Source organism: Streptomyces sp. NPDC041205 (genome assembly GCF_055591765.1).
In genome coordinates, this window is record NZ_JBVIZH010000005.1 from 218,504 (window position 1) to 242,410 (window position 23,907).

Consider the following 23,907-nt stretch of genomic DNA (forward strand, 5'->3'; position numbering starts at 1 on the left):
GCCCCCTCCGCCCCCGAGGGAAAAGCCGTGGGGCGATGTCAGTGGGGTGTCCTACCTTCGTACGCATGAGCTATCGCGAGATCGCGTCGCGGGGGACCCTCGCCTGGGCCGCCGTGGCCGTGGGCGCCCGGATGCCCGTGGCCATGGCGCCCCTCGCCGTGGTGTTCCTGGTCCGCGAGCGGGACGGCGGGTACGCGCTGGGCGCGATCCTGGCCGCGGTGTACGTGATCGGCGAGATCGCGGGGGCCGCGCTCCTAGGCATGCGGATGCGGGCCGAGCGGGCGCGGCCGCAGCTGGCCGTCGGCCTCGGCGTGGGCGCGGTGGGGTTCGCGGTCCTTGGCGCGCTGCCGGACGCGCCCGCCGTGGTGCTCGCGGCCTGCGCGTTCGTCGCGGGCGGTGCGCCCGGTGCGGCGCCCGGCGGGCTGCGCGCGCTGCTCAACAGCCTGGTCCCGGAGCGGGCCGTGGCGCAGGCCATGTCCGCCGAGTCCGTCCTGGTCTTCGGCATATGGGCCGTCGCGCCCGCGGCCGTCACGGGCCTCGCGCTCGGCGTGGCACCCGGTCTGCCCCTGCTCCTGGCCGCCGTCCTGATGGCGCTTTCCGTGGCCGGGCTCTGGCTGCTGCCCGTCGGCTGGAAGGCGGACGAGTCCGACCGGGACGGCGAGCCGATGCTCCGCATCATGGCCCGCGCCTGGCCGGTGTACGTGACCGGCGCGGCGGGCCTTTCCCTGCTCGCCCTCGCCGAGCTGGTGCTGCCCGCGCTCCTGGAGCAACGCGAGATATCCGTCGGCATGTCGGGCCCGCTCCTCGCCGGTCTCGCGGTCAGCTCGGCGGCCGGTTCGTTCGTGTACGGGCTGCGGAAGTGGCCCGGACGGCTGCGCACGCAGAGCCTGGTGTGCATGCTCGGCGTCAGCGGCTGCCTGGCCGCCGTCGCCGTCCTGCCGACAGCCACATGGCTGGCCGTCGGCCTCGCCTGCGCCGGATTCCTCCAGGCGGGCTCGATGCTCACCCGCAACCTCACCCTGCGCGAGGTCCTGCCCCCGAGCGCGCTGGCGGCGGGCTATTCCCTGATGTACGCGGCGGTGGGGGCGGGTTACGCCGTCAGCGGGTCCATGGCCGGGGGCCTCCTCAGCGTCACGACCCCGTCGACGGCCATCCTGGCGGGGGTCGCGCTGACGGTCGTCCTGACCCTGGTGGGGACGCTGGCGGAGGTGCGGCCCGGGCCTGTGGGCGGTGGAGGGATCGCGGCGGGTTCGGGGGGTGGTGCGGGGGACCGTTCGGTGGGTTCGGTGGACGGTGCGGTGGGTGCGACGGACGGTGCCGTGGGTGCGGCCGACGGTGTGGTGGACGCGGAGGGCCCCGGGTCGGGGCGGAGGCGCTGAAGGCTTCGGGGAGGGTGCGGGGTTCGGCCCGGGACGGGGAGCGGCACCCCGCGCGGGCGCTGGGTCGGCCGTGCCATCTGGGCTTGTGGGCCCCGGCTCGTCGCCCCGCAGGTGCGGGGACCGCTCGTCCCGCTCGAGCGTCGAGGTGCGCAGCCGGGGACCACCCCCGCTGCGCGGGGACCACACGATTCCGAACAGGTTGATCCTGTTGACGACGGAACCAGCCCCGCGATCGCGGGGACCACCCGATCCGGCCCAGCATCTCGAAGGGCGTCATCGGGCCACCCCCGCAGGCTGCGGGGACCACAACATCCTCGCCGACGAGCCGCGGCTCAAGACGGGATCAACCCCGCATGTGGCGGGGACCACGGGCGCCCCTGCCCGTGGCCGGGGCTCAACTCATCCGCTTGGGCGCCGACTTCGCCGCCCGCCATTCCGGTGCGAGCACCGACCAGATCTCCTCGTCGTGCCGCTGCCCCCGGTACAGATAGCTCTCCCGGAGGATGCCGTCGCGGGTCATGCCGAGGCGGCGGGCGACGGCGATGCTGGGGGTGTTGGCCGAGGAGACCCACCAGTCGACGCGGTGGATGCCGCGGTCCTCGACGGCCCAGTCGATGAGGGCGCGGGCGGCCCGGGTCACCAGGCCCCTGCCGGCCGCCGCGGGCTCCAGCCAGCAGCCCGCCTCGGCGGTGCCCTGGGCCACGTCCATGGTGCGCAGGATCACCGCGCCGACCAGCTCGCCGTCCAGGTGGATGCCGCAGATCCGGCCGGTGTCGGTGGCGGCCTTGTCGGCGTACGCCTGGAGGTAGGCCCGAGCGGAGGCCAGGTCGTGGACGACGTCCGGCAGGCCGTTGTGCTGCCCGATGAACTCCCGCCCCCGGTCGATGTGGGCCAGGAACTCCTCGGCCTGCCAGGGCTCCAACGGGCGCAGCTCCGCACCGTCGGCTCCCAGGGATATCGCGTACATGGTCGGCGCCCTCCCCGATGTTCGTGCTTCGTGCGTCGTGCTCGTGCTTCGGCCTCTGTGCTGGCCGTGCGCCCATTGTCGGCAGGTAGTCGGCGGGCACGCCGTCAGTGGTCCTGGCGCGTGTCCTCCGCCCGGAACGTCCGACGGTACGCCGTCGGGGTCACGCCGAGCGCCGCCTGCAAGTGCTGCCGCATCGACTGCGCCGTACCGAACCCCGCGTCCCGCGCGACCTGGTCGACCGACAGGTCGCTGGATTCGAGGAGGTGCCGCGCCCGCTCCACCCGCTGCCGCGTCAGCCACTGCCCGGGGCTGACCCCGACCTCCTCGCGGAAGCGCCGCGTGAAGGTGCGCACGGACATCGCCTCCTGCTCGGCCATGTCCCGCAGCTGGATCGGCTCGTGCAGCCGCCCGAGCGCCCACGCCCGCGCCATGGTGGTCGTCGCCAACTGGGGCTCGGGGATGGGTCGTTGGATGTACTGGGCCTGCCCGCCGTCGCGATGCGGCGGTACGACGGTGCGCCGGGCCACCTCGTTGGCGACCGCGGTGCCGTGGTCACGGCGTACCAGATGCAGACACAGATCGAGGCCCGCGGCGACCCCCGCCGAGGTCAGCACGTCGCCGTCGTCGATGAACAGCACGTCCGCGTCGACCTTGATCCGCGGGAACAGCCGCTGGAAGTGGTCCGCCGACGACCAGTGCGTGGTCGCGGGCCGCCCGTCCAGCCAGCCCGCGGCGGCCAGGACGTAGCTGCCGGTGCAGATGGAGACGAGGCGGGCGCCGGGCCGCAGGTGGGCGAGGGCGGCGGCCAGTTCGCCGGTGAGGCGGCCTTCCTCGTACACGGGCCCCAGTTCGTACGAGGCGGAGACGACGAGCGTGTCCGCCTCGGCAAGGGCCTCCGGGCCGTGCTCGACGAGGATCGCGTAGTCCGCGTCCGTGCGGACGGGGCCCGGCGGCCGGGCGGAGCAGGTCACGACGTCGTACAGCCGCTCGCCCGCGGAGTTCCGCGCCCGCCCGAAGATCCGCTGCGGAATGCCCAGCTCGAAGGGGATGACGCCGTCGAGGGCGAGGACGACGACGCGGTGGCGCCGCGTCGGCGCGCGCTGCTCCGCCTGCTCCGCGGTTCGCTCCCGCTGCTCCGCGGTTCGCTCCCGGGCTTCGCTCATGGCCCGATCCTAGCGAATGCTGTCCTTTGGGCCACTCGATGGTGAGGGCCGCTGCTGCGGATGCTGTGTGACGTGAACGAGACAACCGATCCGCGGGTGCGGACCACCGGGCCGGAGCTGTCGAAGCAGCCGCAGCCGCACTCGCACGCGCACTCGCCGCAGTCGCAGGCGGGGCCGTCGCAGCCGCAGTCGCAGCCGCCGCGGGAGGGAGACGGCGGCGGCCGGACCCGGAAGTTCCGCATCCACCGGGCCTGGTTCGTCGCCGCCGTCGCCTTCGTGACGATCATCGGCGGCGCCGCCTTCAACTCCCTGCCGGGCCTGCTCATCGACCCGCTGCACGACGAGTTCGACTGGTCGCGCGGCGAGATCGGCTTCGCGGTCTCGATCGACATGGCGCTGTACGGCCTGACCGCGCCGTTCGCCGCCGCGCTCATGGACCGCTTCGGCATCCGCAAGGTCGTGGTGGCGGCGCTGAGCCTGGTCGCGGCGGGTGCGCTGCTCAGCGTATGGATGACGGCGAGCTGGCAGCTGATGCTCTACTGGGGCCTGCTCGTCGGCCTCGGCACCGGATCGATGGCGCTCGCCTTCTCGGCGACGGTCACCAACCGCTGGTTCGTGGCGCGGCGCGGCCTGGTCACGGGCATCCTGACGGCGGCGGGGGCCTCCGGCCAGCTGGTGTTCCTGCCGCTGTGCGCGTGGATCGTGGACGAGCACGGGTGGCGCCCGGCGTCGGTGACGGTCGCGCTGGCCGCGCTGGTCGTGGTGCCGTTCGTGTGGCTGCTGCTGCGCGACCATCCGGCGGACGTCGGACTCGCCCCGTACGGAGGGGAGTTCACGCCGAAGCCGGAGCCCACGCGGGGCGCGGCGCGGCGGACGCTGCGGGTGCTCGCGGACGCGGCGAGGACGGGGCCGTTCTGGCTGCTCGCGGGCTCGTTCGCGATCTGCGGCGCCTCGACGAACGGCCTGATCCGCACGCACTTCGTACCGTCCGCGCACGACCACGGCATGCAGATCACCGCGGCGGCGTCGCTGCTCGCGGTCATCGGCGTCTTCGACGTGGTCGGCACGATCGCCTCCGGCTGGCTGACGGACCGCTTCGAGTCCCGCCGCCTGCTCGCGGTCTACTACGGCCTGCGCGGCATCTCGCTCCTCTTCCTGCCGATGCTGCTCGCACCGACCGTGCACCCGCCGATGGTCTTCTTCATCATCTTCTACGGCCTCGACTGGGTCGCCACGGTGCCGCCGACGCTGGCGCTGTGCCGCGAACACTACGGCGACGACAGTGCGATCGTCTTCGGCTGGGTCCTGGCGTCGCACCAGGTCGGAGCGGCGGTGGTCGCGTTCCTCGGAGGGGTGGCGCGGGACGTCTTCGGGAGCTACGACGTGGTCTGGTACGCGTCCGGGGCGCTGTGTGCGGCGGCGGCGCTGATGGTGTTGGTGATTCGACGGAGGGGGGTGGGGGGTGGGGAGTTGGTGGTGTGAGGGGGCGCCTACTTTGCGGCGGGGCGGCCTGACTTCGCGGCGGGGTGGCCTGACTTCGCGGCGGGGCGGCCTGACTTCGCGGCGGGGCGGCCCCACTTCGCGTCGGGGCGGCCCGACTTCGCGGCGCGAGGGCGACCGCATCCCGGCGTGTGGGCGGCTGCTCGGGGGCGTGTCTGCGGTGTGTGGGCGGCTGTTCGGGGGCGTGTCTGCGGTGTGTGGGCGGCTGTTCGGGGGCGTGTCTGCGGTGTGTGGGCGGCTGTTCGGGGGCGTGTCTGCGGCGTGTGGGCGGCTGTTCGGGGGCGTGTCTGCGGCGTGTGGGCGGCTGTTCGGGGGCGTGTCTGCGGCGTGTGGGCGGCTGTTCGGGGGCATGTCCGTGGCGTGCGGGCGGCTACTCCGCGGCGTGCGGGGTGAAGCCGCCGAACGCGCCGCGGTGGAAGAGGAGGGGCGCGGCGGCGCCCTCGCTGCCGCCCTCGTCGGCACCTTCGGCGGTGCCGAGCGCCTCCACACGGCCGACGACGATGAGGTGGTCGCCGCCGGTGTGGACGGCGTGCACGACGCAGTCGATCCAGGCCGGGGCGCCCGCGAGCCGGGGCGACCCGGTAACGGGGGCGGCGTCGTAGTCGACCCCCGCGAACTTGTCCGCCCCGCTGACCGCGAAGGCCCGGCACAGGGCGCCCTGGTCGGCGCCCAGGACGTTCACGCAGAAGACGCCCGCGCGGGCGATGCGGGGCCAGGTGGTGGAGGTGCGGGCGACCATGAAGGAGACGAGGGGCGGGGTGAGGGAGAGGGAGGCGAAGGACTGACAGGCGAAGCCGGCGGGGCCCGCGGGGGCCGGGGTGGCCGAGGGGGCGGCCGGGGTGGCCGAGGGTGTGGCTGGGGCAGCCGAGGGGGTCGAGGGTGCGGCCGGGGCGGCCGAGGGTGCGGCCGGGGCGGTCACCACGGTCACGCCGGTCGCGAAGTGCCCGAGCACCCGCCGGAATTCGGCCGCGTCGACCGGTGCGCGCTCGTCCTCGCGGACGGCCCGCAGATGTGGCCGGGGCAGCGCCTCGACCGGCTGGGCGGCGGTGGTCGGGGCCCCGACCGACCTCAGGTACCGGACGACGGTGGCCGCCATCCCTGCGTGTCCCATCATGCTTCCAGTGAACCTGACGATCCGTCAGATCGGAAGCCCTGGGGCAACGCCGGACTGGCCCGCGCCTACGGGTGGTACAGCTTCCGGGCCCGCTCGGAGTCCAGGCTGCCGCCCTCGGGCACGTACAGGAAGAAGGCCTGCTGCCAGACCTGCGTGCTCCCCGCCTGGCGGCTGCTGGTGGTGACCCACGGCGGGTAGACGCGGAAGGCCCGCTTCCCGCCCACGCCGCCGTGGGACACGATGCCGCGCCGCCGGAGCGCATCGCGCGGAAACACGAACTGCCCGAACCGGTCCCCGTCACGACAACTGACGACGAACAGATCGACGCCGTCCGCGTCGTCGAACGGCCGGATCGGCCCTTCCTCGGACCGCTGCCACACGGTGACGAACTGCCCCACCTTGGTGGGCGTCGTCTTGGCCACACGGAACCGCACGTCCAGCCCGTCCAGCGTGAAGGCGTACGCCCCGTACTCGGCGCTCTCGGGTTCGGGGGTCGGCTGGGAGCAGGTGAGGCCGAGGGGGTCGTAGAGGAGTGCTTTGGTGGCGAGGAGGTCGTCGTGGACGGGGCCGAGGCGGGGCGGGCCTGGGTCGGGCCAGGGGGACGGGGTGTGGGGGCCGGGGGGTGAGGGGGTCCCGGATTTCGTTGCCATTCGTCCATCTTGTCAGCGTGCTGGGGAGGGTCTGTTTGGTGAGAGGGTGGGGCTGCCTTCCCCGCAGGCGCGGGGACCACACGTGGCTGTGGCGGAATGCGGTCAAGCCTGCGGGACCACCCCGCACGCGCGGGGACCACTCCACCGTCCTGTGCGACGCCAACGGCACCCAGGGACCACCCCCGCACGCGCGGGGACCACGCGTTCCGGCAGAAGTACATCACCGGCCACAAGGGACCACCCCCGCACGCGCGGGGACCACTTGATGACGGTAGAGACCACTGAGCGGATGCCGGGACCACCCCCGCACGCGCGGGGACCACTACGACGATCTCGCGTGCCAGCACCGGCTCGGGGGACCACCCCCGCACGCGCGGGGACCACACGTGCCCGGTCAGGTCGGGCTGCACGGCGGTGGGACCACCCCCGCACGCGCGGGGACCACTGCTCGCCGGCTCGCACGTCGGCTCTGGTCTGGGGACCACCCCCGCACGCGCGGGGACCACTCATTCCTCCGACGGCCCGGCGGACGCGTCGGGGGACCACCCCCGCACGCGCGGGGACCACGGCTTCGGCCTCCCGGTAGCGCTGGGCGGCAAGGGACCACCCCCGCACGCGCGGGGACCACGGCTTCGGCCTCCCGGTAGCGCTGGGCGGCAAGGGACCACCCCCGCATGCACGGGGACCACCTCAACTCCCGTGTGCAGAACGAGACGGGCGAGGGACCACCCCCGCACGCGCGGGGACCACCATCTGCCGGTTGCGGATCTTCTTGACGAACGGGGACCACCCCCGCACGCGCGGGGACCACAGGCCACTGAAGTCGAGCAGCGTCCTGTCGTCGGGACCACCCCCGCACGCGCGGGGACCACGGGATGCTCATGTCGCCTGAGGTGGCGGCGGAGGGACCACCCCCGCACGCAAGGGGACCACCCCCGCGGACGCGTTGATTGTGCGTCCACCGGTGGGACCACCCCCGCACGCGCGGGGACCACTCGACGGCGCGGGCGTCGTTTTTGAGGAGTCGGGGGCCACCCCCGCACGCGCGGGGACCACCCCAAGCGACCGAGCTCGAGAAGACAGCCCGCGGGGCCACCCCCGCACGCGCGGGGACCACCCCAAGCGACCGAGCTCGAGAAGACAGCCCGCGGGGCCACCCCCGCACGCGCGGGGACCACGGTCCCCTGCGGGGTCGCTTCGCTGAGAGGGAGGGGCCACCCCCGCACGCGCGGGGACCACAAGGTCGCGATCACTGTCGCGATCGAGCGCGAGGGGCCACCCCCGCACGCGCGGGGACCACGGCGCCGGGCCAGGCGTAGTCACCGGTGCCCAGGGGCCACCCCCGCACGCGCGGGGACCACAGGCCGCCACCTGCGGCTTCACCCTCCCGCTAAGGCGTTTTCCCCACTTCTTGCGTTCTCGGCATTTCGCCTATCTATTCCTAGAGGTATATAAACCGTCGCACCAGGAGTCCGTGCAGCCCCCACCCACGCCACTCGCCGCAGGCCCTTCATCGGTTGCCGAAGCGTCGGCGTTTGGCTGCCTTGCTCCAGCCCTGGTGGGGTGGGCCTGCCGGGGTGTTTCCGGGGGTGGGGGGTCGGGGTGCGGGGCGGTGGAGGAGGGTGAGGCCTTCGTGGTCGGTGGGGTGCCAGGCGTGTTCGTGGGTCGCGAAGGCGAAGCCCTGTTCGTTGTCGGTCTGGTAGGCGAGGAGGGCGCGGCCCTTTCCACGGTATTCGCGGACCTCCTGCCACAGGATGTCGCGGACGCGGGCGGAGGGCGCGCCGAGGAAGACGCCGGGGGAGATCTCCAGGAGCCAGCGCGTGAGGAATCCGCGTAGTCCGGCGGGGCAGTTGGCCAGGACGATGACGGTCACCAGAGCGGTTCCTCCCCGGCGGGAGCCCCGGTGGAGACCGCCGTGGATTCTGCCGGTGCCGGGCCGCCGTAATTGCGGCCGCCCTCGACGTGCCGGTCGCCGTCGGACTGCAGGGTCACCTGGTCCGCCGTCTCGTCCGGTCCGGGACGACTGTGGGGTTCGAGGAGGCCCTTGATGTCCCTCACGCAACGGTCGAGGAGCCCGGCTGTGTTGATGCGGTCCCGCAGGGCCCGGCGGGTGCGGGAGGCGATGTCGTCGTCGCCCTGGGCCGCCGCGTCGAATGCGGCGGGGATGCCGATCTCGGTCTTGTAGAGGTCGGCGATGTCGAGGACGAAGGAGCGTTCGTGCCCGGAGTGGATGAAGCCGAGGCCGGGTGCGCAGCCGAGGGCGGCGACGACCGCGTGGGCGATCCCGTACATGCACTGGGCGGCCGCCGTCACGGCCTGGTTGGCGGTGTCACCGGCGGTGAAGTCACCGTGGTGGTACTCGCGTCGGCGCCAGGGCACGCCGGTGCGGGCGGATTCACGGCGGTAGCACTCCTTGACCCTGCGGCCCTCCATGTTCAGGAGTTCCTGCCTGTTCCGGGCCGATGGGTCGTCCTGGGGGAAGCGCAGCCGGTACATCGCCCGTGCCACCTCAAGGCGGATACGGCGGTTGGCCCATGCGGTGGCCTGGGCCTCGACGAGGCGGGACGAGCGGGTGAGTGCCCGCCCGCCCGCGTAGAAGCGGACGCCTTGCTCGCCGACCCAGACGACTCCGGCTCCGCATTCGCCGAGCACGGACATGGCCTGGTGGGTGACGCGAGTCCCCGGGCCCAGGAGCAGCGTTCCGATGGCGGCGGAGGGAATGTGGGTGACACCTTCCGCGTCCGTGGCCGTGATGGCGTTGTCCTCGCGGTGAATCGTGCACCGCTCCACGTAGATGAAGGAGATCCGGTCGGCGACCCGGGTCAGTTCACGCGGTGAGGAGGCGCCCCGGCCGCTGACGGTGCTCATGAGGCCGGTACCGGGGCGAGGGTCATCAGGCCGCAGCCGTACGCCTTCGCCTTGCCGAGCCCGTGCGTGAGGGTGCGGCGGAAGGCCTCCAGGTCGGTGATGCGAAGCCGCCCGTCGAAGGTGACCCGAGTGAACTGCACGGGCGGCGGGCCACCGGGCTTCCTGCTCTTGGTCTTCTGACGGCCCACGCCGCTGTTGGGGCCCACCGCGCCCTCCGCGCCCTCCGCGTTCCCCTTGCGGAACTGCAGGGGAAGGCGGTCGTGCACGACCACTTGGTGCTCGTGACCGTGCTCGGTGAGGCGCTGCTCGGGTGGCGTGCGGAGGATCTCGAAACCGGCCGACTCCTGGCGCTGGAGCAGCCAGCCGATCTGCTGCGTCGGGGTGACGTGCGCGGTGCGCTTCGTACGGGACTTCGGGTCGTCCTCCGGCCTGCGCACGTTGCGGACGGGATTCGCGGTGAGGCGGAAGCTCCAGCTGTCACCTGCCGCGAGTGCGTCCAGGAACTCGCCGTACGCGAACGTGTCCCATCCCCGCTGTTCGAGACCGGGCCAGCCCGCCTGCTCGACGAGGTGTGTCAGGTCGGGGCGGCCGGGGCTGGCGATGAACAAGTCGGCGCGTCCGGCGGCGGTGGGGTCGACGCGCCACAGTACGCGCGGCCCCCCGCCGTCCCGGGGTGGCGGTTCGGGGAAGGACATGTTGACTGCCCCGTGGAGCAGGTGGGGTGACCCGAGGAGCCGACGGGCTTGCGGACGGCCGGTGTTGAAGCGGAAGCGGGTCAGGTACATCAGGACGTCCTCGAGGGCGGATCGGCCGGTCCGGTCGTGTCGATGCGGCGCAGCCCGGGCGTCGGGTCGTGCTCGGGCGGGGCCGGGGGAGGGGGCTTGCGCGGCGGGGCATCGACGTGCCGGGTGAGGACGCCTCGTAGCGCGTATTGCCGGTGGCGCGGGTCGTAGCTGACCGGGGTGTCCCGCAGGGACAGGTGCGGGGTCTCGCCCGGCGGGCAGTCCAGGAGCAGGTCAAGGGCTTCGGGCCCGACAGCGGCCGCGCCGCGCGGGGCGGCCCGCTCCGTCTGCTCCACGTACCACGGGGACGCCTGCCATGGCGCGTCGCGCAGCGCGTCCTCCAAGCTGATGTCCTCCTGCGGCGGGCCCATGTCGAGCGGGCGGGACGGCGGGCAGGACCGGCGGCCGAGGAAGGGCAGGAACCGCGGCGTGAGCACGGCCCTATGCAGGCGGTGGAGCAGCGCCGCGTCCCCCTCGACTCCGGCGACGAAGACGGCGTCGCTGAGGTAGAACCGCTCGGACAGCGGCATGGCCTTGCCCGAGTCGGTGTGGTGGGCGGTGTGGAAGTCCCGCAGGCGGGAACCGGGTTGGTCGATCCTCACGCCGAACCGCAGAGCCACGAGGTCGGACAGGTCCGCGTCGCGCGGCCTGCCCTCGGCGGCGGCCAGCATGCCGAGTACTCCGCTCTTGGTGGGCGCGTTCTCCGTGCTGCGGCGGGCGAAGCGGGCTGCCGACCCCCACGACTGCAGAGGACCGGCGAGCCGCAGCAGCAGCACGGTCATGCCCCGGACCCCAGCCGTCGCGCCACCGTGGCCGTCACATCCCGCAGCAGGGTCTCCAGGGTGACACCGGAACCGAGCGGGGCAAGCGCCTTCGTGTCGTCACCGACCCGGAAGACCCAGCTGTGCTCGGCGGACTCGATGCCGTACTGGCGCTCCAACTCCGGTACGTACGCGGCGAGGCGGGCGCAACTCTCCCGCAGGAAGCCGCCGCCGGCCCCCTGCGGCACCGGCTCTTCGAAGGCGCCGACGAAGCTGACGGGGCGGCGGTCGCGGAGTTTGACGATGACGGCGGCGGGCAGGGTGTGGTTGCCGAAGGTGTTGATCTTCCCGGTGGGGAGTGAGGTGATGAAGGCGTCCAGGAACGCGCCGACGGCCTTCTCCACGGGAGCGCTCGGTGATTCGTCGTCCCGGAGCCCGGCGCCGAGGTTGCGTTGCAACTCGTCGGCGTCCACGGCCGCGTAGCGGTAGAGCGTCGCGGAGTTGAAGTCGACGGTGCCGATCATTCCGGCGCCGGACTCCTCATCCGGGCTGAGGTCGTCCACGGCTGTGTAGTAGTCCGACTCGATCTCCGACTTGTGCACGCCGATGGCGTGCGCCACCTGGACCGCTGCTTCCACGTTGAGGTCCGCGGAGTCCGCGACCATCCGTCCGAACAGCGCGATGTCCACGGAATGCCGCGTGTCCACAGCCTGCTTGGCGTGCGCCTTGTTCGCCTTGACCTTGAGATGGCCCTCGAGCGTCTTCACGTCACCGGCGGGGGCGCTGCCCGTCACTGCCAGCTCGGCGAGCGCGTCCAACTGCCTCCTGCTCAGGAACATCAGGTACGAGGACTCGGGCGGCGCGGGAGTGTCCGCACCGCTCTTCGACTTCCGCCCCGGCGCCGCGACCTTGGAGCCCGTGGCTGTTTCGATCATCCTGGCCGCCAAGTCGAGAGCCACCGACTCGAGCGACTTGTCCCTGGCGACGATCCGCTCGGCCAGCGCCTCGACGACCTTCTTCGTCCTGACCCCGAGCGCTTCGGCCGGCAGCAGGTCGTCGAACGTCTTGCGTGTGGCGCGCTTCCACGCCTGGCTGGAGACCCTGGCCCGTCGCACCCCGCCGAAGACGGCTGACTTGGGCGTTCCGGTGTCGTCGCGGTTGAGGTTGCTCGGCGGGACGGTCTGCAGGATGTGGATGTCGAGGATGGTCCGGGTCACCGTGGTTCCGTTCTTCTCGGGACTGCCCGCGCTTCACCCGCGACAGGCAGATGGCTGCATGGAGAGGACCCTCGGACACATGGGTCCCATGGCGCTACGAGGTCCCTTGGGCGCTACTCGTCCGGATCCGAGGCTGTGGGATCCGCGGCCTCGGACGGGGAGTCGGGTGCCGCCTCCCCGTCCCCGTCCGACCCGGACGGGGCGTACACGCGGTGGAAGCCCCGCCCCCACTCCCGTCTGACGTCGGCCTGCAATGCCGCTTGCTGCCAGCGGTCGAGCTGACCGGCGAGGAGGCCGTAGTCCAGGGGGATGCGGGCCGAACGCAGCAGCAGCACCATCTCGCGGAGCCGTACGGACAGGGTTTCCACGTCGGTCGAGGTGCCGATGCGTACGAAGCGCGTGCGGACGGACGAGCTGAGGTCGGTGTCCTGGACCACCGCGGGCGGCTTGCGCTCGCTCATGGCGCCGGGGGAATCGGGGGCGGTGCTGTCGGCACGGTCCTGCGTGCCCGTCCTGCCCTCGGCCAGGCGCCGTGCGGCACGGCCGAGCGTCCAGCGAGGCACATGCATCGGTTCCTCGCGCAGCGACTGCTGGTGTAGTGCCCAGAGGGCCACCGCCAGGTGGACCGCCCGGTCCTCCCGCTCCTGATCCTCCTCCCGTCGGCTCACCCTCGGGTACGGGACCGGGTCCGCCGAGTCGTCCTCCGCACGTCGCGCCGCCTGGTCACGCAGCCTCGTCAGCGCCTCCAAGTCGTCCAGGCCCCAACTGGTGGGTGTGCCGTGCGGATCCCGTCCGGCCTCGCGGCGCAGCCTGGCGACGGCGGCGACCGAAGCCGGGAGATGGGTTCGGTACCCCGTCTGCAGGCGGCCGATGGTCTCCTCGGCCGCCTGTCGGGCGAGCGTGGGCATGGCGGCCCTGGGCGCTGATGTCATCGGTCTGCCTCCGTACGGTCGTCACGGGAGGTTCGGGAGGAGGCGGCGACGGAGGAGCGCGCCGCCGGAATTCCGGCGGGGGACGGTACCGTGGGCGGGCCGAGGATCTTGTGGAGCCGGGTGCGGAACCAGCTCTCGGCGCGGCCCGCGTCCAGCAGCCGCACCCCCAGCCTTGGGATGTCCACGAGACGTCCCTCGTCGGCGGCGGGTCCCGCGGAATTGAGGAGTTGGCTGCCGAGGCGCGTCACGTGTCGTCGTACCGTCGCGCGCCACTCCTGGCGAGCGGTGTCCAGATCGGGGTGGGCGAGCAGGTCCTTCAACCATGCGCGGTACGGGCCGTCGAGCGCTCCGAAACCCATGTCGCGCGCGGTGTCGGTGGCGGAGGTGGGATCGGTCCCCGCGGCGCGGGCGAGGTTCGTGGCGAGCTGTCCGAGCGCGGAGACCGCGTTCTCGGCGTCGCTGACGGCATCCACGGCGGCGGCGCCGTAGACCGGATTCGCCTCGTGCAGGGTGACCATCGGCAGGACGACGGAGTCGTCGACGATCTCGTCGATCACGGACTGCTGGGTGCCGTACCTCGCCCCGATCAGCCGCAGTCGCACCAGCTTGCCGGGGGCGACATCGCCCTCGGTGATCACCTGGGTGATCCAACGAGTGATGCCGGAGCGCTGGGTGGCCGCCGGGTCACCGCGTCTCGCGGTGTCCGTCTCCTGCTGGCGCGCGGGCAGCAGGGAAGCGAGCCCGCGCCAGGCCGCCCGGCTCGGGTCGTGCCGCTGGGAGGTGTACACCAGCGGGCGCTGCTGCTTCTTCTCCTGGGAGGGGCTGCGTCGCCAGCCCGACATCGGCTCCGTCGTCCAGGGGGAGGGCAGGGCGAGTGGGTCGCCGTAACCGAGTACCACACCCGTCACCGCGCCCGCCTCGGGGTGCAGGCGGATCCTGCGGGTCTGCCAGGTGTACAGGTCCCGCAGGCCGTGCGGCCCGCCGGGAACGTCGTCGCGGGGCGCGGCACCGAGCGGCGGGCGCCGCCACACCGGCCTGTCGTCAGCCGTGCCCGGCAGGCCTGAGCCGTACACCTCCTTGAGCGCGATGAGGTTGAGCAGCAGCGTCTCCCGGAGCGTGTCACCCTCGGCGAAGATCCCGCCGAGATCTCCCAGCGACCCCACGCCCAACGGATAGACCTTGCCCGCCTTTCCTCTCTCGTCGCCCACCATGGCGGACTTGATCCCGGACGTGTCGTAGGCGTGGGCGTGCACGAGCCACCGGGCTGCCTCCGCGTACGAAAGACGGTCGATCCCGGGGCGGCGCATGGCGAAGAAGGGGTCACCGACGGGCACGTCCGCGACGATGCGGGTGAGCGGAGCCAGCTCGTCCTTGGCGGTGCGCAGATCGGCCACCTGGAAGAACGGGTGCTCGGGGTGGAAGAGGTCGAAGCGGTCCCGGTGCCGTTCCAGGTACTCCGGCACCGCGGCGAACGGGTCGGTCGCCAGCCAGAGGTCTTCCCAGTCCTCCAACTCTGCAGGAAATCCGGGAGAGTTGTTCGCACCGGCCGTGCGCCCCAGCGCGTCGTACAGAATCGCGAGCAGTAGCCGCAGCAGGGCCGGTTCCTGAGTCGGTACGTCCCCCACGAGCCGCCGCAGGCTGTGGGCCCCCTCGAAGAGGCCCAGCAACGAGACCTCTTCCACAGTGCCGTCGGCGCCCTGGACAGGAATCCACGGCGAGGACACGAGGTCGAAGGACGGGGTTCCGGCGTCCTGAGCCGTCATCGAGGCCTCCGGCGACTCCGGGTGTGCGGTACCCGGGGCAAGGAGGCCTTGAGTGACGCCGAGGCCGTCATGCGTGGTAAGTCCCCTGAAATCCCCACTGCTTGGGCTCTCCCTCTCTGCTTGCTCCTCTGGCCCGGCATCCGTCACTCGGCGGTCGTCCGCCGCCGCGCCGGGAAGCGCCACCCGCAGTCCGTCGACCGGACTGTAGGTGAGAAGAGAGCCTGACAGACGGGTCTGACAATCGGCGTCCAGAACGAGAATCAGCTCGCCCGCGAGCCACGGGCACTCCTTGGCCTGCCAGGCGGGGACCAGGAAACGCTCGAGTTCGGGAATGCTCCGGTCGATCATCCACTGAGTGCTGAAGTACCTCGGGAGCGTGAGGGCGCTCGCCGCCACCGCCTCGGCGGCGCGGCGCGGAGGCGGGAAGTCGGTCGGCAGTTCAAGGCAACCCCGCCCACCCTCGGCGCCACCGTCCAGCCACGGCACGGTGGTGAGCCGACCGTCGGCCTGCCTTTGGATGACCAGTACCTCCAACGTCTCCTCGGAATCCCGGACTTGAGCGCGACCGCCACGTTCGTCGTCCGCTTCACCGGCGTGTGCCTCGAGCCACCCGTACACCGGCCGTCCCGGCCGCCGCACCGGACCGAGGAGGAATCCCTCGGCCTCCTTGCGCTTCTCCGCGAGCAGCCGTTCGTGCTCGACCCGTGCCGCGGCCAGCCGGTCCGTCCACCTGTCCGGGCCGACGGGACCCTCGCCGTAGGCGGCCTGCACGAGAGGGCTGATCCCATCGGGCAGCACCAAAGGCTCTCCGCCCAGGAACGGTCCGAGTACGGCCAGGGACCGCAGCAAGGTGTGCTCGCTCCGGTAGACGGCCAGTGTCCCGGCCACGGGCTTCGGCGGATCCTCATCCCACGCCACCCCCGTGATGAGGCAACGCGGCCGCGCCAGACGCGGGGGCCTCGACCGGGCGTGCCGGTGCAGCCGCCCCATGCGTTGCAGCACCAGGTCCACCGGGGCCAGGTCCGTGACGAGCAGGTCGAAGTCGACGTCGAGCGACTGCTCGAGCACCTGGCTCGCCACCACCACGTGCCGTCGCGGCCGCTCCGCGGAGTCCGGACCGAACTTCCCCAGCAGAGCAGTGTCCTTGGCGGCCCTGTCCGCGGCGAGGAACCGGGAGTGGGCCACGGTCACCACGTCCTCACCGAGCCGCGCCCGCAGCTCGTCGGCGGCCTCCAGCACGCGGTTGACCGTGTTGCGGACGACCAAGGCGCAGCCGCCGTCGGCGAGTTCGCTGTCCAGCCGGTCGGCTAGAGCGGTGAGGTCGTCGTCGAGCCGTTCGACCAGCACTTCGCTGCGGCGGCCGGAGGCGGCCGGGGGAGTGGAAGTGATTGGTTGGTGTCCGGGGGCGGCCGCGGTGATCAGCGGATACGCGGTGTCGGTGAGCTGATCCACACCACCCCCGCCAGGCCCTCCGCCGCCGTCGCTGCCTGAGTAGGCGGCGATGAGAGCTTGCCTGCGCGCCGCCGGGAGGGTCGCCGAGAGCAGCACGACCGGTACGCGGTACGCGGCCAGCCACTCCAACACCCGGTCCAAGTACCGCCCCATATAGGCGTCGTACGCGTGCACCTCGTCGATGACGACGACCTTCCCGGCCACGGCGAGGTGCCGCAGCGCGAGATGCCGGCTCTTCAGTCCGGCGAACAGCACCTGGTCGATGGTGGATACCGTGAAGGAAGCGAGGAGCTGCTTCTTCCGTCCTCGTAGCCACTGGTGGGCGTGGAGCCCGGCAGGCCGCACGCCTGCGCGCTCAGCGGCCTCGTCACCGTCGCGGTCCACGGCGACGACGGCCCGCCGTCCCTTGTCCAGCAGTCCGGCCCACTCGTCGTTGAGTGCGGCCTTCGCGTGCGCGAGAGCGACCGAATGCCCCGCTTCCCTCTCCCCGTCCTCCCCGTCCTCTCCGTCCGCCGGAAGCCGGTCCAGCCACGCCATCACCCGGGAGAACATGGCGTCGCTGGTCGCCCGGGTGGGCAGCGCCACCAGCACGCCACCGGCCCCGGAACGCGCGGCGAGGACTTCCGCCGCCGCGAGGGCCGCCTCCGTCTTGCCCTCTCCCATCGGCGCCTCGATGACCACAAGGCCTGGCGTGGGCATGGCTCGCGCCAGCCGTACGGCTGCCGCCTGCACGGGCCGTATCTCCGCACCAGCGAGCTGGGGAAACCTCTGGGCGAACAGCTCCTCGGGAGTGCCCTGCAGGTCCGTCGGTGTCCACGGCCCTGGCAGGGCGAGCCCTTCCCAGGCCGCCCACAATCGCCGCCGCTCCCCGACGGGTCCCTCCGGTCTCCATGTCTCCGGGTCGTACGGGAACAGCTCGGGCGAGCTGGCGATCCAGTCGGCCAGGATCACCACGGCGGTCAGGGCAACTTGAGCGGGCTGCGGCAGTCGGACACTGCCCCACTTGGGCAGCCTGTCCGTCACGTCCGCCAGATCGGCACAGCCGTCCATCAGTTCGTACTGCACGCGGCGCCATGTCGCCTCGCTCGCACCCAGATGCCGCAACAGGTGCGGCCGCAGCTGCAGATCGTGAATCTGCTGATGCTCGGGAGGCGTCCCGTGATGCCCCCCGACCACCACCGCGAACTGCCCGGCCACCCGGCCGCCCAGCCCGAACCGCTCCGCCATCCACTCCTGCAACAGCAACTGCCCGGCAAGCCCGTGCGGTGCGAGCCGCCTGTCCTGCCCGTACTCCTTCTCCATCCGCATGTCGAGCCCGGCGTCCCGCATCAGCCCAGCCAGCGATTCGACCTGGCAGGCGAACGCGGGGGTCGCCTTCCCGGCATCATGAGCGGCCCCCAGAAACCGCACCAGCCGCAGGGCGTCCTCCCTGCCCCCGGGCAGTGCTTTGGCCACCAACTCCACGACGCCCCGCGGCACCCACCGCTCCCACAACTGCCCGGCCGCCGCGGCACTGTCCGCCATGTGCCTCCACAGGGGCAGCGAACTGTCCGACGCGCGCTCGTGCTTCGCCCACACGCGACGTGCGGCCGCAGACAGTTCGCTGAACGGCACCGAAGCATCCGTGACGGTCGGACTCATGGGTGCATGAAACATGCCTGCCTCACTGTGCGTGCGCAGCTGCGGGAAAGTGGCCAATTGTGGGTGGTGAGGTGCTACGGGTGCGGGGCCTGTCCCGGGTGGTGGGTGCCCCGGTGTCGGCGGTAGGGCGGCACCGGGGATCTGTCCGCACGCGCGGGGAACACAGGTAGCGGGCCGAGATGGTCCAGCGGGTGATGGGGCCACCCCCGCACGCGCGGGGACCACCCCCACTCGTGCTCGTGGCGCACGAGGAAGCCGGGACCACCCCCGCACGCGCGGGGACCACTCGTCGACGAGATCCTTGACTGGGCCCTCGTCGGGACCACCCCCGCACGCGCGGGGACCACTACTCGGACGGATTCCAGTAGTTGAGCAGGGAGGGACCACCCCCGCACGCGCGGGGACCACTCCGTCATTCCTTACCCTCCACCATTTCGTGCGGGACCACCCCCGCACGCGCGGGGACCACGTCGCCAGCGTGATGTCCAGCGCGTAGGCGTTGGGACCACCCCCGCACGCGCGGGGACCACCTCGGTTCCGTCGACCCGTCGTTGCGCTGCGAGGGACCACCCCCGCACGCGCGGGGACCACGGCAAGGACCCCAAGGCACTCCTGCCTCTCGGGGGACCACCCCCGCACGCGCGGGGACCACTCGACGAACAGCGGCATGGGCGACGCGGTCATGGGACCATCCCCGCACGCGCGGGGACCACGGCGACCAGCGGGACCGGGCCGCCCAGGAGCGGGGACCACCCCCGCACGCGCGGGGACCACATGGTGGCGGGCAGTGCGGTTGCTCCGGCTCCGGGACCACCCCCGCACGCGCGGGGACCACGCCTCAAGGAGCACTTGCCGCCTGGGTACGCCGGGACCACCCCCGCACGCGCGGGGACCACCGCTGGATGGCCTCGTTGAGGACGGCCAGCTTGGGACCACCCCCGCACGCGCGGGGACCACGGGGTCTTGGCGAAGTTGAGGCGGAAGTTGACGGGACCACCCCCGCACGCGCGGGGACCACAGCTTCACCGCGAACGGCCCGTTCGCCCAGCCGGGACCACCCCCGCACGCGCGGGGACCACCCGTACGCCCGCCCGACGAGTTCGCGGAGGTCGGGACCACCCCCGCACGCGCGGGGACCACTCTTCGACCGGCATGTCCGCGACCGCTTCCACGGGACCACCCCCGCACGCGCGGGGACCACTTCCGGATGGCCTCGACCGCCGGGACCATCGCGGGACCACCCCCGCACGCGCGGGGACCACCAGGGCGTCCAGGGCCTCGCGCATCCGCAGCCGGGACCACCCCCGCACGCGCGGGGACCACGCGACCTGGTACTGATCCCCGTGACCGGCCGCGGGACCACCCCCGCACGCGCGGGGACCACTCCGGGCACCAGGTCAGGGACGTCCCGCGGAGGGGACCACCCCCGCACGCGCGGGGACCACGCCGTAGGAGTTGCCCCAGTTGGGGCCGATCGAGGGACCACCCCCGCACGCGCGGGGACCACGCGTTCGGGGATGGGGACGCCGAGGATGCGCCGGGACCACCCCCGCACGCGCGGGGACCACGGTTCACCTCCCTGGCCTTCGCCGTCGTGATCGGGACCACCCCCGCACGCGCGGGGACCACAGCATGAGGTCAAGCGGCTGCGGGTGGGGGAGGGGACCACCCCCGCACGCGCGGGGACCACGAGGGCGAGCAGCGTGGGGCAGTCGTTGACGTGGGACCACCCCCGCACGCGCGGGGACCACCTGACCTTGCGTGCAGCCTTGTCCTCTATGGCGGGACCACCCCCGCACGCGCGGGGACCACCCCGGCGAGCTCGGCCAGTTCGCGGGATTCCGGGGACCACCCCCGCACGCGCGGGGACCACGCCGCCGCCGCCCTGGATACCGTGCCCGTCACGGGACCACCCCCGCACGCGCGGGGACCACATGATCGGCAACGTCCCCTTCGCGCAGGCCCCGGGACCACCCCCGCACGCGCGGGGACCACGGTCCGTTCTGTTGACGGGGTGTCGGTGAGTTGGGACCACCCCCGCACGCGCGGGGACCACTCGCGGACGACGACGCCCAGAAGCTGGCGTTCGGGACCACCCCCGCACGCGCGGGGACCACCCGGCCCCCGCGAGCACCGAGTCCTACGCCATGGGACCACCCCCGCACGCGCGGGGACCACAGGCCGCGACCTGCGGTTCTATGCGGCGGCTAGCCAGTTTCTCTTCACTTCTTGCGAGACCGGCATTTCGCTCCTGTAGCCACAAATCCATACACCCTGGGTCTATAGCGCATACGCCAGCCAGCCAACAGGAATTGTCGTCGGCTTTACAGCTCAGGCAACCCTATTCCTATCGTTCGCGCCGCTCCGGCGGTCGTCATTCGTCCAGCGAGGGACCTCAGTACTTGTCAGAGACCTGGGGCAACCCACACGGGCCGGTGTGCACGAGGGAGAGCACCACGCGGGACGCGCCGAGCCAGACATGCGGCATGAACCCCTCGCCCGGCCCGAACGCCCGCTGGCAGCACCCGCAGTAGGCCGCTCCCCACCCCGCCCGCTCCCGTGCCCGCATGGCCTCGTGCTTCATCGTCAGCGTTGTATCGCACGGGCCTGTCCGGCAGATCGCGCAGTCCGCCACGTGCCCGTTCCAGTCGAGGTACGCGGCCAGAGCCACAGCCTGGACCTCGTGGCACGGCGGGCAGGCGTGCGGGTGGCAGTCGTCGGTGCCGTCGAGGCTCACGCCCTGGCCGGGCAGGATCGTCTGCGGGCACCAGACGCATGCGTTCCCCGTGCGCTGCTCGATGGTGAGAGTGCTCGGCGCGGGGACCAGGAAGGCTCGTACGGCCTCGGCCATGCCGGTCATGTCCACCGCGGCCGCCCCTGGTCGGCGGCGAGCCGCGCCGCACGCACGGCCCGGCGCAGGCGCACGCCCTGGCCGCACTCGACGCCCTTACGGCACGCCGGGCAGTCGTCGAGATGGTGGAGGTGAATCCGGTACAGCTCGTCCGCGCGCGACGTCGCGCCGTCGGTGACGGTCATGACTCGGGCGCGTTCAGGGCCTCGGCGAGGGTGAGCAGTGCGCGCAGGCGGGCGGTGGAGCACAGGTTCCCGGGGTGTCGCGGGGGCACGACCCAGTGAGTGATCATCGAGAGGTTCCCGATGCGCGGAACGACGAGGAAGCTGCCCTTGCCGAGGCGTTCCTCCGTGCCGTTCCACTCGGCTCCTGGTGCCACGAGTACGTAGTAGTCACCGCTGGATGCCCGCAGGTCGCGGACGACAGGCCCACAGAGCCAGTCGTCGAGCGCGGCAGCCACCGCCGTCGGATCTTCACTGCACACGGAGCGGTGGATGCGCGATGCCGGGACGCGTACCGCGTCGAACCGCACGCCGAGAGGCAGCAGCGAGACACCCCTGTTCGCCCACTCGGTCACGGCCTCGCGGGGGGACGAATGGGCTCTCGCGAGCCAGTCGGCGATGGCGCCGCGGTTCGCACTCTGCTCCCGTGCGCTGCTTCTCGGGCCTGGCGTGGGGGCCATAGCCTCGCCCATGTCGACTCCTCAATGGTCGGCCACGCCCCGGGACCGTTCGCGCTGTCGCCGGGGTCGTCTGTTCCGTTCACCATCGAGGGTCGTCCTGTGCGTGCAACTCCGGGATGACCGGCGGGTGTTACCGAGGCGGTAATACACTCGTTCCACTCGTGGAATCTTGCTTTGCTGTGCCTACCCTGCTGCGGAAGTTGCCGCCATGAACGCCACGAACCCTGGTCCGCTGCCCGCCGGAATCCTCGAACGGGTCGATGTGAAGTGCGCCCTCGCGGAACACGACTTCGCCGCTCTCTTCATGCTGTTGAAGAAATACGGTGGCATCTCTCAGAACAGGATCGCGGCAGCGTGTTCGCTTACGCCCGGCAAGGTTTCGCAGGTCATTAAGGGTGCGCAGCAGATCACGAGTTTCGAAGTGGTTTCGCGGATCGCCGACGGGTTACGAATTCCCGGCAAGCTGCTCGGGCTCGCGGAACGCCCTTGGGAGTCAGGGGGAGCAGAGGAAGCCGAGGAGGCAATCGTCGAGGGACCGTCGGTCGACGAGATCGACGACATGCCATGGCGGCGCGAGATCACAGTGAGCATGGCCACGCGCATGACCAGGAGTGACCTTGTGATGGATCGTCGCGCGGCGTCGAAGGCGATCGCCGCGGCCGCAGTTGGTGGCGCCGCTCTGCTCGAGCCACTGGAGGGGTGGCTCCTGCCTCTCGACGCGCCGAACGTCACCGTCCCCGTCGCCCTGCCCCGTGGGCGGCTTGGTGCACGGGAGTGCGGCGAGCTTGAATCGACAGCTCGCAAGTTCCGGGAGTGGGATCACGCGTACGGGGGCGGGCTGCGTCGGAAGGCGGTGATCGGGCAGCTCGCTGAGGTGTCGGACGCGCTCGACGGTCATCAGACGTCGGTGATCGAGCGACGTCTGCTCGGCGTCATGGCGCAGCTCGCGGGCATGGCCGCGACGATGTCTTGGGACTCGGGCATGCAACGGGACGCACAGAGGTACTACCTTCTCGCTCTGCGCGCCGCACACGCGGCCGGTGACGTCGAGTTCGGCACGAATGTGATCGCCGGAATGGCGCGCCAGATGCTCTGTCGTGGCCGTCCGAAGGACGCGGGTGACCTCGTTCGGCTGGCCCAGGACGGCGCCCGCGGAAAGGTCGGCCCCCAGGTGCGGGCCATGCTCCACACCCGTGAGGCGTGGGCGTACGCCGCGATGGGACGCGTAGCGGCGTTCCAGCGCGCGACCCTGCGGGCGGCCGAAGTGCTTCACGAAGCGAAGAGGGCCGATGCGCCCTTCTGGATTGCCTACTTCGACGAGGCCGAACTCGCCGGGGTCACCGGCGGTCGGCTGCTCGACCTCGCGCGGCAAGACGCGAGCAAGTACGCCGAGACGGCCGCAGGAAAGATCCGCACAGCTCTGGAACATCGTGGTGCCGAGGCGGGACGCAGTCACGCACTGGACCACATCGGTCTCGCCGAGTGCTACTTCCTGATGGGTGACATCGCGTCAGGTGTCCGCCAGACGCACAGAGCAGTCGACGCCGCCGAGCGGACGCAGTCGAAACGCGTACGCGATCTGCTGGGCGAGCTGTACCCGTACACCATCGGGCGAGACGCGAACCGCGGCATGAGGGAGGCACGGGATAGGGTTCGCGGCCTGTTGGCGAGCTGATGAGAGGGGTACAGGCATGACGACGTACGCCGTTACCGGACACATGGACTTGACCGACAAGAGCGTCGGGCTCGTGCGTGACGCGCTGCGCGAGGTCTTCGCCCGGCATACCGAGGGCGACCTCGTCGGGATCTCGTGCATCGCTGCTGGCTCGGACTCGATCTTTGCCGAGGAACTGCTCGCTGCCGGGGGCCGTCTCGTCGTCGTACTGCCGTCGCAGGACTACCGGTGGGCGAAGGTGAAGCCCCAGCACGTCGAGACCTTCGACCGTCTCGTCGAAGCGGCCGCCGAGGTCGTCGTCATGCCGCACGAGACCGCGAACCGGCAGGCGTACGAGTCGGCGAACGGTGAGCTGCTGCGCCGTGGCGACCGGCTCGTCGCGGTGTGGGACGGTACTCCGCCCTCCGGCAAGGGGGGTGGCACGGCCGACACGGTCGAGCAAGCACGCGCCGAGGGGCTTGCCGTCGATGTCGTGTGGCCAGAGGGTGCGGCACGCCGAGGCTGACGAAC

The 23,907-nt window shown here is 72.0% G+C and carries 18 protein-coding genes and 2 CRISPR repeat arrays; of the genes, 4 read left to right on the forward strand and 14 right to left on the reverse strand.

Annotation, left to right across the window (positions count from 1 at the left end; translation table 11 throughout):
• Positions 1–65 precede the first annotated feature (65 nt).
• Entirely contained in the window at positions 66–1,379 is a 1,314-nt protein-coding gene (locus ACZ6BG_RS23525; protein ID WP_469004541.1) for an MFS transporter, read from the forward strand.
• A 394-nt stretch (positions 1,380–1,773) separates the two neighbouring features.
• On the opposite strand, the gene ACZ6BG_RS23530 is transcribed toward ACZ6BG_RS23525, so the two are convergent.
• Both ACZ6BG_RS23530 and ACZ6BG_RS23535 read right to left on the reverse strand, forming a co-directional pair.
• Positions 1,774–2,346, reverse strand: coding sequence for a GNAT family N-acetyltransferase (locus ACZ6BG_RS23530; protein WP_469004543.1), 573 nt, complete (start codon positions 2,344–2,346; stop codon positions 1,774–1,776).
• 104 nt (positions 2,347–2,450) lie between these two features.
• The gene (locus tag ACZ6BG_RS23535; RefSeq protein WP_469004545.1) at positions 2,451–3,509 is read right to left on the reverse strand and encodes a GlxA family transcriptional regulator; all 1,059 of its coding nucleotides are present in this window, start codon (positions 3,507–3,509) and stop codon (positions 2,451–2,453) included.
• 60 nt (positions 3,510–3,569) lie between these two features.
• Here ACZ6BG_RS23535 and ACZ6BG_RS23540 point away from each other — a divergent pair, with 60 nt between their 5' ends.
• Entirely contained in the window at positions 3,570–4,991 is a 1,422-nt protein-coding gene (locus tag ACZ6BG_RS23540) for an MFS transporter (protein ID WP_469004547.1), read from the forward strand.
• A gap of 388 nt (positions 4,992–5,379) precedes the next feature.
• Here the strand turns inward: ACZ6BG_RS23540 and ACZ6BG_RS23545 are convergent, their stop codons facing one another.
• The 12 genes from ACZ6BG_RS23545 to ACZ6BG_RS23600 form a co-directional block, all read right to left on the reverse strand.
• The gene (locus ACZ6BG_RS23545) at positions 5,380–6,120 is read right to left on the reverse strand and encodes a flavin reductase family protein (RefSeq protein ID WP_469005240.1); all 741 of its coding nucleotides are present in this window, start codon (positions 6,118–6,120) and stop codon (positions 5,380–5,382) included.
• Positions 6,121–6,188: 68 nt separating this feature from the next.
• Positions 6,189–6,773, reverse strand: a complete 585-nt coding sequence (locus ACZ6BG_RS23550) for a MepB family protein (RefSeq protein WP_469004549.1) — start codon at positions 6,771–6,773, stop codon at positions 6,189–6,191.
• Positions 6,774–6,884: 111 nt separating this feature from the next.
• Positions 6,885–8,134: direct repeats of the CRISPR family, unit length 29 nt; unit sequence GGGACCACCCCCGCACGCGCGGGGACCAC.
• Positions 8,135–8,283: 149 nt separating this feature from the next.
• Positions 8,284–8,646 carry a type I-E CRISPR-associated endoribonuclease Cas2e gene (gene cas2e, locus ACZ6BG_RS23555; protein WP_469004551.1) on the reverse strand — a complete coding sequence of 121 codons (363 nt, stop codon included), beginning with the start codon at positions 8,644–8,646 and terminating at the stop codon, positions 8,284–8,286.
• On the reverse strand, positions 8,643–9,641 hold the full coding sequence (gene cas1e, locus ACZ6BG_RS23560; protein ID WP_469004554.1) for a type I-E CRISPR-associated endonuclease Cas1e: 999 nt from the start codon (positions 9,639–9,641) through the stop codon (positions 8,643–8,645). Before cas1e ends, cas2e begins: the two co-directional genes overlap by 4 nt.
• Positions 9,638–10,426 (reverse strand): type I-E CRISPR-associated protein Cas6/Cse3/CasE, encoded by a 789-nt coding sequence (gene cas6e, locus ACZ6BG_RS23565; RefSeq protein WP_469004556.1) that lies wholly within the window; start codon positions 10,424–10,426, stop codon positions 9,638–9,640. The genes cas1e and cas6e overlap by 4 nt, the downstream gene beginning before the upstream one ends.
• Positions 10,426–11,205 carry a type I-E CRISPR-associated protein Cas5/CasD gene (gene cas5e / locus ACZ6BG_RS23570; protein WP_469004559.1) on the reverse strand — a complete coding sequence of 260 codons (780 nt, stop codon included), beginning with the start codon at positions 11,203–11,205 and terminating at the stop codon, positions 10,426–10,428. The genes cas6e and cas5e overlap by 1 nt, the downstream gene beginning before the upstream one ends.
• Positions 11,202–12,401 carry a type I-E CRISPR-associated protein Cas7/Cse4/CasC gene (cas7e, locus tag ACZ6BG_RS23575; RefSeq protein WP_469004562.1) on the reverse strand — a complete coding sequence of 400 codons (1,200 nt, stop codon included), beginning with the start codon at positions 12,399–12,401 and terminating at the stop codon, positions 11,202–11,204. The genes cas5e and cas7e overlap by 4 nt, the downstream gene beginning before the upstream one ends.
• Positions 12,402–12,514: 113 nt before the next feature.
• Entirely contained in the window at positions 12,515–13,333 is an 819-nt protein-coding gene (gene casB / locus ACZ6BG_RS23580; protein WP_469004566.1) for a type I-E CRISPR-associated protein Cse2/CasB, read from the reverse strand.
• Positions 13,330–18,189, reverse strand: a complete 4,860-nt coding sequence (gene casA, locus ACZ6BG_RS23585) for a type I-E CRISPR-associated protein Cse1/CasA (protein ID WP_469004568.1) — start codon at positions 18,187–18,189, stop codon at positions 13,330–13,332. Before casA ends, casB begins: the two co-directional genes overlap by 4 nt.
• A 196-nt stretch (positions 18,190–18,385) precedes the next feature.
• Positions 18,386–20,367: a CRISPR direct-repeat array (repeat unit 29 nt; unit sequence GGGACCACCCCCGCACGCGCGGGGACCAC).
• A gap of 217 nt (positions 20,368–20,584) precedes the next feature.
• Positions 20,585–21,055: a hypothetical protein gene (locus ACZ6BG_RS23590; protein ID WP_469004570.1), complete on the reverse strand. Its 471-nt coding sequence runs from the start codon at positions 21,053–21,055 to the stop codon at positions 20,585–20,587.
• Positions 21,046–21,225: a hypothetical protein gene (locus ACZ6BG_RS23595; RefSeq protein ID WP_469004572.1), complete on the reverse strand. Its 180-nt coding sequence runs from the start codon at positions 21,223–21,225 to the stop codon at positions 21,046–21,048. The genes ACZ6BG_RS23590 and ACZ6BG_RS23595 overlap by 10 nt, the downstream gene beginning before the upstream one ends.
• On the reverse strand, positions 21,222–21,734 hold the full coding sequence (locus ACZ6BG_RS23600; protein WP_468481315.1) for a hypothetical protein: 513 nt from the start codon (positions 21,732–21,734) through the stop codon (positions 21,222–21,224). Before ACZ6BG_RS23600 ends, ACZ6BG_RS23595 begins: the two co-directional genes overlap by 4 nt.
• A 196-nt stretch (positions 21,735–21,930) precedes the next feature.
• Here ACZ6BG_RS23600 and ACZ6BG_RS23605 point away from each other — a divergent pair, with 196 nt between their 5' ends.
• A complete protein-coding gene (locus tag ACZ6BG_RS23605) occupies positions 21,931–23,397 on the forward strand; it encodes a hypothetical protein (RefSeq protein ID WP_469004576.1) in 1,467 nt (488 codons plus the stop codon).
• Between the two features lie 16 nt (positions 23,398–23,413).
• Positions 23,414–23,902 (forward strand): hypothetical protein, encoded by a 489-nt coding sequence (locus ACZ6BG_RS23610; protein WP_468481317.1) that lies wholly within the window; start codon positions 23,414–23,416, stop codon positions 23,900–23,902.
• The last annotated feature ends 5 nt before the right edge of the window (positions 23,903–23,907 follow it).